General features: G+C 60.9%; 11 protein-coding genes and 1 pseudogene. 6 read left to right on the top strand and 6 right to left on the bottom strand.

The window, feature by feature from the left end:
- Positions 1-170 precede the first annotated feature (170 nt).
- Together CIT26_RS22305 and CIT26_RS22300 are read left to right on the top strand one after the other, a co-directional pair.
- Positions 171-2,039 (top strand): phospholipase D-like domain-containing protein, encoded by a 1,869-nt coding sequence (locus CIT26_RS22305; RefSeq protein WP_095494563.1) that lies wholly within the window; start codon positions 171-173, stop codon positions 2,037-2,039.
- 127 nt (positions 2,040-2,166) lie between these two features.
- Positions 2,167-3,327 (top strand): MFS transporter, encoded by a 1,161-nt coding sequence (locus tag CIT26_RS22300; RefSeq protein ID WP_095494562.1) that lies wholly within the window; start codon positions 2,167-2,169, stop codon positions 3,325-3,327.
- On the opposite strand, the gene CIT26_RS22295 is transcribed toward CIT26_RS22300, so the two are convergent.
- A complete protein-coding gene (locus CIT26_RS22295) occupies positions 3,324-3,881 on the bottom strand; it encodes a hypothetical protein (RefSeq protein WP_095494561.1) in 558 nt (185 codons plus the stop codon). The genes CIT26_RS22300 and CIT26_RS22295 overlap by 4 nt on opposite strands.
- A 146-nt stretch (positions 3,882-4,027) precedes the next feature.
- On the opposite strand from CIT26_RS22295, the gene CIT26_RS22290 reads away from it, so the two are divergent.
- From CIT26_RS22290 to CIT26_RS22275, 3 genes are all read left to right on the top strand, one after another.
- Positions 4,028-6,091: a prolyl oligopeptidase family serine peptidase gene (locus tag CIT26_RS22290; protein WP_095494792.1), complete on the top strand. Its 2,064-nt coding sequence runs from the start codon at positions 4,028-4,030 to the stop codon at positions 6,089-6,091.
- Between the two features lie 208 nt (positions 6,092-6,299).
- A complete protein-coding gene (locus tag CIT26_RS22280; RefSeq protein ID WP_095494559.1) occupies positions 6,300-7,679 on the top strand; it encodes an aspartate aminotransferase family protein in 1,380 nt (459 codons plus the stop codon).
- Positions 7,680-7,725: 46 nt separating this feature from the next.
- Positions 7,726-7,926, top strand: a complete 201-nt coding sequence (locus CIT26_RS22275; RefSeq protein WP_095494558.1) for a hypothetical protein — start codon at positions 7,726-7,728, stop codon at positions 7,924-7,926.
- A gap of 118 nt (positions 7,927-8,044) precedes the next feature.
- Here CIT26_RS22275 and CIT26_RS22270 read toward each other — a convergent pair whose 3' ends face one another.
- Complete coding sequence (locus tag CIT26_RS22270; RefSeq protein ID WP_095494557.1) at positions 8,045-8,491, bottom strand: winged helix-turn-helix transcriptional regulator; 447 nt, start codon at positions 8,489-8,491, stop codon at positions 8,045-8,047.
- Between the two features lie 92 nt (positions 8,492-8,583).
- Between CIT26_RS22270 and CIT26_RS37880 the strand changes: the two are divergent.
- A pseudogene (locus CIT26_RS37880) lies at positions 8,584-8,685 on the top strand (oxidoreductase); the annotation flags it as partial.
- A 333-nt stretch (positions 8,686-9,018) separates the two neighbouring features.
- Here the strand turns inward: CIT26_RS37880 and CIT26_RS22260 are convergent.
- The 4 genes from CIT26_RS22260 to CIT26_RS22250 form a co-directional block, all read right to left on the bottom strand.
- A complete protein-coding gene (locus CIT26_RS22260) occupies positions 9,019-11,043 on the bottom strand; it encodes an ABC transporter ATP-binding protein/permease (protein WP_095494791.1) in 2,025 nt (674 codons plus the stop codon).
- A 181-nt stretch (positions 11,044-11,224) separates the two neighbouring features.
- Positions 11,225-11,353 carry a hypothetical protein gene (locus CIT26_RS38335; RefSeq protein ID WP_280951125.1) on the bottom strand — a complete coding sequence of 43 codons (129 nt, stop codon included), beginning with the start codon at positions 11,351-11,353 and terminating at the stop codon, positions 11,225-11,227.
- Positions 11,354-11,680: 327 nt separating this feature from the next.
- Positions 11,681-12,565, bottom strand: coding sequence for a 3-hydroxyisobutyrate dehydrogenase (gene mmsB / locus CIT26_RS22255; RefSeq protein ID WP_095494556.1), 885 nt, complete (start codon positions 12,563-12,565; stop codon positions 11,681-11,683).
- 44 nt (positions 12,566-12,609) lie between these two features.
- Positions 12,610-12,978 (bottom strand): four helix bundle protein, encoded by a 369-nt coding sequence (locus tag CIT26_RS22250; RefSeq protein WP_095494555.1) that lies wholly within the window; start codon positions 12,976-12,978, stop codon positions 12,610-12,612.
- Positions 12,979-12,984 lie beyond the last annotated feature (6 nt).

Genomic DNA, 12,984 nt, shown 5'->3' with positions numbered 1-12,984 from the left:
CATTGCGGAGGCGGCGACCACTTGGACGAGGGAAGCGACATGGATGTTCGCCAGCCGGACGCACCAGGGCGAACCAGGTCTGTGCCCGAACTGTGAAACATGTCACGTTGCGATCACGTCACATGAAGTAAGTACATTGAATAAAAACCGTCCTGAGGGAGACTATTTCCATGTCGGATGTTGTCAGCGTGCGTGCCGCGACCAACAACGAAGTCGCCTTCATTGCCTGGGATATTGACGGAATGATCGACGGCTGTCTCGGCTTCGAGATCGTCCGCATCTATCCCGGCACCGGCGAGGAACGCTGTCTGGCGTCCTGGGTGCCTTTCAAAGGACAACGGAACAAGGACTGGATTCCGCAGGATACCGGCGTCTGGCCGGTGCAGAAGACATTCTGGCGCGATCTCACGGTGCGGCGGCGCCGCGACAGCATCGAAATCAGGCCGGATGGCGAAATGGTCGCCTACCGGGTGCGTCCGGTCGGCGACATGCGGCCCGGCCTCGATCCGGTGCCGGTGCGCCCCGAGAAAGCCTATACCGGAGCGGCGCGGCCGCTCGGCTATCTCGGACAAGGTGCCGTCAGCCCGACCATCTTCCTGGGATCGATGTTCGGCAAGGCGCGGCTCGCCTTCACCAATGGCGTGCTATCGACGCAATGGTTGTCGCGCGCTCTGGAGGACGCCGGCATCAAGGTCGGGCAGCGCGATAAGATCAGGGCCGAGCTCCAGCGTCCCGGCAGCAAGATACGCGCCTATCTTCACGGCGAGGTTCCGGATGTGCTCACCAGCCTGATGAAACGGGCCAAGGCCGAGGGCGGCACTGTCAGGCTTGCCCTCTATGAACTTGGCGATGACGAGCTGTGCGACGCGATCATCGACGCCAAGGATGTCGTCGACGTCATTCTTTCGAATTCGGGCAGGGATGAACAAACGAAGGCGTGGGACGCGGGCAACGCGCCCTTCAGAAAGCGGCTGCGGGACGCCGGCGTCGTGCTGACCGATCGTCTGTTCAACAACAACCATATCGGCCACAACAAGTTTGCCGTCTACCGCGACGCCCAGGGCAATCCGCAAGCGGTCATGACCGGCAGCACCAATTGGACGTCGACGGGCATTTGCGGGCAATCCAACAACGCCTTCATCCGCGACGACCCTGCCATGGCCAAAGTGTTCGATGCCTATTGGGAGCGGATGAAGGCCGACGTGTTCCCGCCGCCGGCGAGCGATAGCGCCGCCGGACGTGTGGCGCAGAAGCAAGGCAAGCCGTTTCGCCTGAAGAATCGCACACCGAACCATGTCAATGGGGCCACGATCTGGTTCTCGCCAAACGATCCCGACCGCAGCAAAAAGGACATCTCGGTGCGGCCTGTCGATCTCGAAGACGTTTTCGCACGGATCAAGGCGGCGAAGGAGGCGGTGCTCTTTCTCGTGTTCAATCCTTCGCGGCTTGGCAACAATTCGGTCGTCGATCAGGCGGTCGCGGCGGCGACGGCGAATCCAAAGCTGATCGTGCAAGGCGCAATCAGCGATCACACCGCCATGCCCAACTATGTTGCCCCGACCAGGGATTCGGTCACCCACAAATCGAACAAGGACGGCAAATCGCCATTCGTCTTTCCGGAGAAGGTCTGGGAGGCGCCGAACGTCTCCATCGTCAGGGCGGCCAACCTGACGGGGGCCTCCGTTGCGCGGGATTTTCAGGCGGAAGTACTGACCGTCGGCCATGCGATCGTGCACGACAAGATCGTCATCATTGATCCGATGGCCGACAACGCGACCGTCATCGCCGGCAGCCACAACCTTGGCTACAAGGCGTCCTATGAAAACGACGAGAACATGGTGATTGTAGAAGGCGACAAGACGTTCGCTGCGGCCTTTGCGGTGCATATGCTCGACGTGTTCGACCACTACAAGTTCCGCGCCTGGCGCAGAACGATTGGAGAAGGACCGTCGGACAATGATGGGCTCTCCATCGACGACAAGTGGCTGATGCCTTACGCGGAGGGCAGGAAGGGGGCGATTGCCCGGTATTTTCCGTAGTGGTCTGAATGGCGCCGGGGACTCTTGAACAAGTCATGCTCTGGCTGGCGCAAGCGGTTGTTGCCGCCGGTGCTTCCCGGCACGCTGCCGAAACGCTAATCGTGCAGGTTCCCTATTGGTGCGGATCATGGACCTGGCGGAACAGAACAGCGGCGAGACAATGCAGTGGGCGGCGATCACCGGCGTGATCGCCACCGTGTCGGTGTTCGCCATCGCGCAAGGGCTGAGCTATCCGCTGTTGAGCTTCATCCTGCAGCGCCAGGGCGTCTCGCCGGCCATGATCGGCCTCTCGGCAGCAATGACGCCGGTCGGCTTTATCGTCTCGTCGCCGCTCATCCCGGCGCTGGCGCGCCGGTTCGGGGCAGGGCGCACGGCGCTCACCTGCGCAGCCCTTTCCGCGATCATGCTGGCGCTGATCGGCTGGACGCAAAATGTCTATCTATGGTTTCCACTGCGCTTCCTGATCGGCGTGGTGACCAATCCGCTCTATGTGCTGAGCGAGATCTGGGTGATCGCGCTGGCGCCGCCGTTGCGCCGCGGCCGCGTGATGGGGATCTATTCCACAGTCATTTCGGCTGGCTTCGCCGCCGGCCCGCTGTGCCTGCTTGCGGTCGGCACCGAAGGATGGCCGCCGTTTCTCGTCGGCATCGCCGCATTCTTTTTTTGCGGCGCCTGTCTGGCGCTGGTGCTGCGACGGCTGCCGAAGGTCGATGAGGCCGGGCACCGGGTTTCGGTAATGGGGTTCATGCCGATGGCATGGCTGCTGTTGTCGGCGGTCGTCGTGGCAGCCGGTTTCGAACAGGCGGTGCTGGCGCTGCTGCCGGTCTACGGAGCGCATTACAGCATCGAGGAAACCCGCATGTCGGCGCTGCTGTCGATGATGATCGCCGGCAATATCGCCATGCAGGTGCCGCTCGGTCTGCTGGCGGAACGGCTGACGGCGCGTCTGGTCCGATTTATCTGTGTGTCGCTAACGCTGGTCGGATGCGCGCTGTTGCCGGTTCTCATCGAGACGCCGCTGATCTGGCCATGCGTCTTTATCTGGGGTGCAGTCTCCTACGGCATCTACACGATGTCGATTATCGAGCTTGGCGAGCGGTTCACCGGCTCGGCACTGGTCGCCGGCAACGCCGCCTTCTCGCTGATGTGGGGCGTCGGCGGCATCGCCGTGCCGCCGCTGGCGGGCGGCGCCATGGATATTCTCGGTGCGGACGGCCTGCCGATCACGCTTGGCGCCATTTGCCTGGCGTTGGCGGTCACAACCGTATTGCGGGGGCGAGCGGTCTAATACAATTGCGGGGTGCCTTGATTTCCTTGCCATCTGGAAATCGCCCATAAATCACACTCGGCATGGTATTCAGAGGGATGCATCCTGCGTAGGAGGTCTCGAATTTCGACGGCACGATCAAAGTCGGGTATCAATCCAACGTCAGACAGTTCCGTGTTCGCAAACACGTCAGGAAATCCTCCGCAGTTGGTCAAAGCGCTTATGGAGACGTCTTGATCCAACAAGTCGTAGCCCAGGAAGGTAAATCCGTTCCAGTCGAGTGAACGCACGTCAACCGACGGTCTTCGGATCACATTGAGGACATTCAAGTCGCCCGGATCCGCCAACTCCGAAAGAAGGAAGTCCAGGTCCACAAAGAAATCGAGCATGTAGTCCTCGTTAACAATATGGGGCCAGTAGCTGTCCTTTACCTCTCCAAGCGCGACCGGCCCGAGCATTCCATCGAGTGAGACGACCTCGCTTAATTGGGTGAGGCCGGACCAGTTGATGTACATGGTCCACGCAGTGCCGCTGAAAGGACCGAACTTCTCTTTCGCAATGTACAGATGTTGCATGGAGTTCCCTCGTGGCCTGCGCGCGGCAGGAGGCCCACCTTAAAGCCAACAGCGCAACGGCTCGTTTTGCGCGTTCCAATTTGAAAATCGGTAGTGGCAAGACGATGTTTGCGAGCCTTGATGAGTTTATCGGAGACCATTTGACGATGTCGAACACAAAGACGCAGGCGAATTCGGCGGACGAAGATCCCTTTCTCTGGCTGGAGGACAGGACAGGCAAGGAAGCGCTCGACTGGGTTCACCGTCAGAACGAGGCTACAACAGGTGAATTGCAGGGCGATCCGTCCTACCAGGCCTACTTCCAAACCGCACTCGACCTGATGACCGCCGAAGACAACATTCCGGTCGGGTCTGCACTCAACGGCCACGTCTACAATTTCTGGCAGGACAAGACCAATGTGCTCGGCCTCTGGCGGCGCACGACGGTCGCTTCCTACAAGACCGAGAAGCCGGATTGGCAGACGATCATCGACTTCGACAGTCTGTCCGCGAAAGAGGGCGTGAAGTGGGTGTTCAGCGGCGCCAGCCGGCTTTACCCCGATTTCAGCCGCTGCCTGCTCAGCCTGTCGCCGGATGGCGGCGACGCCAGTGAGATGCGCGAATTCGACATCGACACCAAGTCCTTCGTCGAGGGCGGCTTTCGCGCGCCCGCCTCGAAGTCGGGCTTCAACTGGCTGGACAAGGACACGGTCATCGTCTCGGCTGCCTTCGAAGAGGACGAAAAAACCCAGTCCGGTTATCCGCGCGTGGTCAAGCTTTGGCAGCGCGGCACCAGGCTGGAGGATGCGACGCCGATCTTCGAGGCGCAGAAGCAGGACCTCGCCGCCGGCGGTTCCCTCGAATTCGACGGCGACAAGCGGCATCTGTTCCTGACCCGGACGCTCGACTTCTTTGCCTCGCACAGCTTCCTGCATCTGTCTTCCGGCGAAAACAGGCGCATCCCGCTGCCGGACGACGTCACCGACACGGCGCTGTTCAGGGATCAGTTCGTCTTCGGGGTCCGCAGCCCGTGGACGGCGCCGGACGGCACGCTGTGCAAGCCTGACGGCCTCTATTCGCTAGACTTCGCGCGCTGGATCGAAACCAATGCGCTTGGACCTGTCGAAACCGTGCTCGAGCCGGCGGAGCGTGTCTCGATCGCCGGCATCGCCCGCACGCAAAACCGGTTGTTCATCAATGTGATGGACAATGTGCGCGGCAAGGTCATCGCCTGCGATCGCAGCGGCAGCGGCTGGTCACTGGAGCCGGTAGCCTTACCTGAAAACGGCAATGTTGGCATCAGCCACGCCGAGCGTTTCGGCTCCAGCGTCTCCTTCTCCTTCACCGACTTCCTGACGCCGAGCTCGATCATCTGGTCGGACGACAATGCTGCGACGCTGGCAACGGTGAAATCGCAGCCGGCGCGTTTCGACGCGTCGTCCCTGGTCTCGGAACAGTTCGAGGCGCGCTCGAAAGACGGCACAGAGATCCCTTACTTCGTCGTCAGGCGGCGCGATCAAAGCGGGCCGGCGCCGACGCTGCTTTACGGTTATGGCGGCTTCGAAGTGCCGCTGCTGCCAGGCTATGCCGGCGTGCGCGGTCGGCTGTGGCTGGAAAATGGCAATGCCTATGTGCAGGCCAATATCCGCGGCGGCGGCGAGTTCGGCCCGAACTGGCACCAGGCCGCGCTCAAGGCCAATCGCCAGAATGCCTTCGACGATTTTATAGCGGTCGCGCAAGACCTGGTGAAACGCGGCATCGCCACACCGGCCACGCTCGGCATCCAGGGCGGCTCGAACGGCGGCCTGCTGACCGGCGTTTCGCTGACCCAGCATCCGGAGCTTTTCGGTGCGGTGATCATCGACGTGCCGCTGCTCGACATGCTGCGCTACACCGAATTGCCGCCTGGGGCATCCTGGATGGCCGAGTATGGCGATCCAGCGAAGCCTGAAGAGGCCGAGTGGCTTGCCGCTTACTCGCCTTATCAGCATGTCGAGGCCGATGCTGCCTATCCGCCTGTGCTGCTGACCACCTCGACCGCCGACGACCGGGTCCATCCCGGCCATGCGCGCAAGATGGCCGGGCGGCTGCAGGCCGCCGGGCACGCCAAGACGCTGTTCTTCGAGGAGACCGAGGGCGGCCATGGCGGGCGTGGCGATCGCCGGCCGCAAGCAGCACAGGCGGCGATGAAGTATGTCTTCCTGCAACGGACGCTGAACGGAACGGCTTGAACTGATCGCATCAGACCGCCTAAGGTGCAGCCCATGGCTCGGGTGAGGACATGTTGCGCATTTGGGGTGGCGGTGACGCCGTCGCCGCGCACGCTTCGCGCCGAGCTTTTGCGGCTTTGCGCCCGCATCGGCTATTCGCCGCCCGCCTTCCTCTGACGAATCCGCCCCGGCTGCAATTGCCGGATTGGTTCAAGAGGAAAGATCAGACATGACCTATCAGAATTATTCGCTGAAGCAGCTTCAGCAGATCGATGCTGCGCATCACCTTCATCCGTTCACCGACCACAAGGAGATGCGCGAGGCCGGCTCACGCATCATCACCCGCGCCAACGGTCCGTTCATCTACGATTCGGAAGGCACGGAAATCCTCGACGGCATGGCCGGGCTGTGGTGCGTCAACATCGGTTACGGCCGCGATGAGCTGGCCGACGCGGCTTACGCCCAGATGAAGGAACTGCCTTACTACAACTCATTCTTCAAATGCTCGACCCCGACGCCGGTGCTGCTGGCCAAAAAGCTGGCGGAACTGGCGCCGAAGCACGTCAACCAGGTGTTCTTCGGCTCGTCCGGTTCGGAGGCCAACGACACGGCGCTGCGCCTTGTCCGCCACTATTGGGCATTGGAAGGCAAGCCGGAGAAGAACCGCATCATCTCGCGCAAGACGGCCTATCATGGCTCGACCATCGCCGGTGCGTCGCTGGGCGGCATGGAGCCGATGCACAAGCAGCTCAACGGCGCGGTTCCCAACATCGTCCATGTGATGATGCCTTATGCCTACGAGCTGGCTCTGCCCGGCGAAAGCGACCATGATTTCGGCCTGCGCGCGGCCAAGGCCGTCGAGGACGCCATCCTCGAAGCCGGCGCCGACAAGGTCGCCGCCTTCATCGGCGAGCCGGTGATGGGGGCAGGCGGCGTGAAGATACCGCCGATGAGCTACTGGCCGGAAGTGCAGCGCATCTGCCGCAAATACGATGTCCTCCTGATGCTGGACGAGGTCATCACCGGCTATGGCCGCACCGGCGAGTGGTTCGCGGCTCAGACCTTCGGCATCGAGCCCGATACCATCACAACCGCCAAGGCGCTGACCTCCGGTTATCAGCCGCTGTCGGCGCTGCTGGTCGGTGACCGCATCGCCGCGACGCTGGTCGAGAAGGGCGGCGAGTTCAATCACGGCTATACTTATGCCGGCCACCCCGTGGCCTGCGCCGTGGCGCTGAAGAACCTCGAGATCATCGAGCGGGAAGGTTTGGTCGATCGGGTCAAGAACGACACCGGACCCTATTTCGCCAAGGCGCTGCAGGAGCACATCGGCGGTCACGATCTGGTCGGCGAGGTGCGCTCGATCGGGCTGATGGGGGCGATCGAGATCGTTAGGGACAACGCGACCAAGGAACGCTTCCTGCCGGCCGGGAGTGCGGCCGTGCTTGTCCGCGATCACGCAATTGCGCAAGGCATGATGCTGCGCGCCACCGGCGACACGATGATCCTGTCGCCGCCGTTGATCTGGACGCGCGAGACGATCGACATGGCCTGCGACCGTATCGCCAAGGCACTTGATCTGGCGCAAGCGGATTTGCGCAAGCAGTAAGATAGAACGATCGCCAGGCGTCCTGCAACGGACGTCTGGCGTTTGAATGCCGCATTCTGCCGAAGCTCCCCATGCGAGGATCGGCCGTGAGGGCGGCAATCAGGTCTCCTACACACTGAAATGTTCGATGGTCATGGGCGGCCACATCAATCTAGTGCGCGCCGTGTCGGTCCTGCCCCAGGTCGCCTCCTTGTCCTACGACTACCAACCGGAGGGGCCGCTCACCAAGGCCGCTACGAAGCCATAGTGGCAACGATCGCCGAGCAAATGATCGAGGACGTGGACAAGGTCTACATCGACTGTGCCGGCGGGGCGTGTCTCGTCGACTTCAACAAGTGATCCGAAGGGCGGATAGACCGCGCTACCTACTCGTTGGTTGTGGACTTGGGCATAACGATCTGAATGGGACGGGTGCCGATCGGCGCTCCGGTCGAACGGTCGATGCTAATCGGGTCGATTTCGGATCCTGTCTCTGCGTCAAAGAACCGGGTGAAATTGCCTCCACCGCGGTGCTTGCCTCCCCAAGCGACGAGTGAGAACAGCACTGGAAGCAGATCCTGACCAGCCTGCGTCAACACGTATTCATCGCGCGGCGGCCGCTCGGAGTATCGCCGTCTCTCCAGCAGCCCTTCCTCCGTCAGGGCTGCCAACCGGCTGGTCAGCATCGTCGGGGCTATACCGAGGCTCTTGCGGAATTCGTCGAAACGACTGAGCCCGGCATGCGCATCGCGCATGATCAGCATGCTCCATGCATCCCCTACCAAGGCAAGACTGCGAGCGATCAGACAGGGTTGGTTCGAAAGATCCTTCATGTTGATATCTTTTTGATAGTGACTTACTCCTAAAATGATAGTATCTTATCGCTCGTCGACGTTCCATCAAAAAATGAATGCGAAGGCCGGCGGCGGCCAGCAAACAGGCACGTCGATTGCACTTCCTCCGCCGCTTTGCCCCCGCAAATGCCTTCGATAAGAGCCTTCGAAAACAAATGAAGTTGCCAGCCTGACAAGACGTTCGGCCCGTCGCGCCACGCCGCTGAAATTTCAAACGAGAGCCGCTGTGTTGACTGCGCCGGCGGGGTATGTCCCGTCGAGTTCAACAAGTGATCCGAAGTGCCTCAGTTTGAATTTCGGCTGTGAGTGGTTCTCTGCCGTCTATTCGTCGAGCGAAACGAGCAGGCAGTGCCAAAGGCGGTCGTCGGACTTTCAGCTCCGATGAGGAAAGCTGTGTCGCCTGGTGCAGAGACGCCCAGGAACTTTTTCTTGGGCCACTTAGTTCACAGTGCGCTCGACGCGACCTCTTCCTTGCTGCCTTTGTCACCAGGCCCGACCGGCGGACTTTACTTTTTTGTCTCGGGCAGCGCCGCTTTGCTCAAGGTCGTGCTGCGCTTCGGTACGGCGCGCCGGCGCCCCATAAATCGCACAAGCAAGTTCCGTCTTCTCTTGCGCTGGACAAGATCGATATCGCTGACAAGCTTTGCGCCGCCCTCGCGCCGCTCCAATGTGATCTTGCGGCTATGAAAGGCTTCCAGCTCGGCGCGATGCGCCACGCTTATGATGGTGACCTTCGGCAATTCGTGAACGATCATCTCCATCATCTTGTCCTGGCTCTTTTCATCGAGTGCTGACGTTGCTTCATCCAGCACGATGATATCGGGGCTGTGCAGCAGAAGACGCGCGAAGGCGAGCCGCTGCTTTTCGCCACCCGACAAGGTCTGGTCCCATGGCGCGTCGTCGTCGAGCTTGTCGTTCAGATAATCGAGTCCGACTTTGTCGAGGGCAGCCTTGATCTTGTCCAGCGTCCAGCGATCGGCGGCGCCTGGGTAGGCGACTGCGCGGCGAAGCGTCCCGGTGGGGACATAAGGCCGTTGCGGCAACATGAACAGCCGTCTGTCGGCGTGGATGTTGACGCTGCCGCCACCCCACGGCCACAGACCTGCGACGGCCCGCACCAGCGTACTCTTGCCTGAGCCGGATTCGCCGGCGACGAGCACCCGCTCGCCTGCTTTGATTACGACCTTGGTTTCCTTGACCACGGCGGTGCCGTCGTCGAGCGACACGGACAGATTGTTCAGGCTGAGCATCGCATCGCCTGCAGTTCCGTCGCGCTTTATGCGTCCCAGAGTGTTGCTCTGTTCCGCGCGCTCGAGGCCGTCGAGCGACATCATCAGCGAGGCCATGCGCCGTGCACAGGCGTTCCAATTGGCGAGACGGGGGTAATTGTCGACCAGCCATCCGAACGCGCCCTGCACGATGGCAAAGGCAGAAGCAGCCTGCATTACCTGTCCAAGCGTCATGCTGCCTTCGAGAAACTTTGGAGCGCAAAGCAAAACCGGCGCGACAGGCGCAAACAGACTCGCCCCCTGCGATACCAGCGCTGTGCGCATGTGCTGACCTGTAAGGAGCGCCCATTGCCTGAGCACATGGGCGAACGTCTTGTCGATGCCGCTACGCTCCTCCTCCTCGCCGCCGAGCAATGCGATACTCTCGCCGTTTTCCCGCACGCGCGTCAGCGTGTAGCGGAATTCGGCTTCCGCCTGATTTTTTTCCTCGGAGAGGTGGACGAAATGGCGGCCAATGACCGCCATCGAGGTGGATGTGATCGCGGCATACAATACCGCGGTGATGACGAGAAAGCCGGGAATGGTCACCGTCGAACCTGCCATCGTCAGGGTCAGGGCCCCGCCGATCGTCCAGAGCACCACGATGAAGGTCGAGGCCGACAGAAACGCGTTGATGACACCGGCGATGAAGTCGACCGGGGATTCGGTGGCAATCCGCAAATCCTCCGTAATGCGGGCTTCGGGATTCTGGTGGTCGCCGCCGACGAGGTTCAGCTGAAAGTAGCGGCCGCTTGCAAGCCAACGCGCGATGACCGCGGTGGTGAGCCAGGAACGCCAGCGGCGCTGAATCGTCATGCGAAGGAAGACCTGTGCAACGACAAGGCTTCCGCTTCCGAGCACGAGCGGCACGAAAACGGCGCTCAGGACATAGACGGTGCGAGCATTACGTTGCTCAAGGGCGTCGAAAATTGCGCGATTCCAGACATTGATCCCATACTGGAAGCCAACATTGATGACGATCAGGACCAATAACCCGATCGTGTACGGCCAAGCCAGCCTATCGCCTCCGCGGCCCCAATAACCGCGCGCGCTGATCCAGAAACGCCTCAGCAAATATCTCTTGCGCGCCTGCTCGGCCTCCTCAGGGGTCAGCTCCGAATCGGGTTCGACGAGATCCAGCGGCGGTGGGGCCGCGCCGACGATCTCAGACGCGACTTCGACAGTCGATTGCTTCTCCTGGCGCGACTTCTCGGCATCGCGTGATTTGGAGACCGATTTCGGCTTGAATTTAGCCCCGGACATACCGGCGATAACGGCGTAGAAATCAGAAGGTTTCATGATGTCCGCTCGAGCCGCTTGATCTCCTCGTCGGCGCGGATGCGGTCGGCTTCGTTTCTTGGCGTCTTCCTTGATCTGCTGCCACTTCGTGAGCCTGTCGACAATCTTGCCGACAGGACTGATGAGCTTCAGGAGTTAGGTCATCTCAGATCGCGCTCGCCACGATGCCGACGACCATCTGGAGACGCGCCAGGGCGATCGTCTCACTGTCCTTGAAGAATGCGAAACGCAAAAACCGCGCTCCATCCGGAACGCGGCTTTGCCAGATACGCATGGCGCTTCGCTACCAGAACACTTGCGAAACTTACGGGCTCCGGTACGCGAGACCTGATCCGGAGCGCCGGGCGGATGCGATATGCCGCCTCGCATTCCGTTCTACAGGAACATCGTTACCGGGTGGTTATCGATAGTTTAAGCAAATCTAAATTTGCGATGTTTCTTTTGCCGGGAAATCGAAAGGCCCGTCGAGTTCGAGGCCTAATGCGCGGCGCGTCTGATGGGACTCATGCGACGCGCTTTAAGTTCTTGTTTTTATCCATGTCGTTGTCCCAAAACCGCTGCGCACCCTCGGGTCAAGCCGAGGGTAAGCTTTTGGGCGACATTACGCCGGGGTGCCGCGCAGGAAATTTATGATGCCGGAAAAATCGGCAGCGGCATGGCCCTGGGCATTGAACAACGCATAAAGCTGGGCGGCCTCGGCGCCCAGCGGCGTCACCGCACCGGCGCTTTGCGCGGCTTCCTGTGACAGTTTCAGGTCCTTCAGCATCAGTGCTGCGGCAAACCCCGGCCTGTAGCCATTGTTGGCCGGCGATGTCGGCACCGGGCCGGGCACCGGGCAGTAGGTGGTCAGCGACCAGCACTGGCCCGACGAGGTCGAGGCGACGTCGAACAGCGCCTGATGCGACAGGCCGAGCTTTTCGGCCAGAACGAAGGCTTCGGCGACGCCGATCATCGAAATGCCAAGGATCATGTTGTTGCAGATCTTTGCCGCTTGTCCGGCGCCGTCGTCGCCGCAATGGACGATACGGCCGGCCATCGGCTTGAGGATTGGTTCGGCTTTGGCGAAGGCTTCGTTCGAGCCGCCGGCCATGAAGGTCAGCGTGCCGGCGGTGGCGCCGCCGGTGCCGCCGGAAACCGGCGCGTCGATCGACAGCAGCTTATGTTTGGCGGCAATGGCGTGGGCTTTTCGTGCCGATTCGACGTCGATGGTCGAGGAATCGATGAACAGGGCGCCTTTTTTCGCCTTGGGCGCGATGTCCTCGTGGACCGACAGGACATGCTTGCCGGCCGGCAGCATGGTGATGACCACATCGGCCTCCTTCACCGCGGCAACGGCATTGGCCATGACGACGACGCCATGGTCCTTGGCGATGACAAGGTTTTCCGGCAACAGGTCGAAGCCGTGCACTGCATATCCCGCCTTGACGAGGTTGGCGGCCATCGGGTTGCCCATGTTGCCGAGGCCGATGAAGGCGATGGTGGTCATAATGGCACTCCGTGGTTTGGGTAGGGCAGTAGGCAGTAGGCAGCCTATTCGGGCGCAAGTTTGCTAATAAGTTGGCGAAGCATTTTTCCGATGCCCTCGGTCGCTAACAGCATCTGATAAGCTTGATCATGCGTAGCAAGGCCAATGCGTTCAGCGATCCGGAGGTGCGTCTCGAACTCCTTCAGCGACCCTTGGTCTATCCTGAGAAATTGTTGATAAGAGCCTCTGTTGTCTCGGCCATAACCTTCCGCGATGTTTGCAGGGATAGAGGTTGCTGAGCGGCGGATTTGGCTGGTCAACCCATACAATTCCTCTTTTGGCCATGCCTTGGTCAAGGAGTAGGTGGCGACGGCCAGATCCATCGCCTGCTGCCATACGATAAGATCCTTGTACGAATTGATCTTGCCGGTCATCTTACT

This window comes from Mesorhizobium temperatum (assembly GCF_002284575.1).
Lineage (GTDB): Bacteria > Pseudomonadota > Alphaproteobacteria > Rhizobiales > Rhizobiaceae > Mesorhizobium > Mesorhizobium temperatum.
Note: the sequence above shows the minus strand (reverse complement) of the source record. Positions and strands in the feature narration are given on the sequence as shown.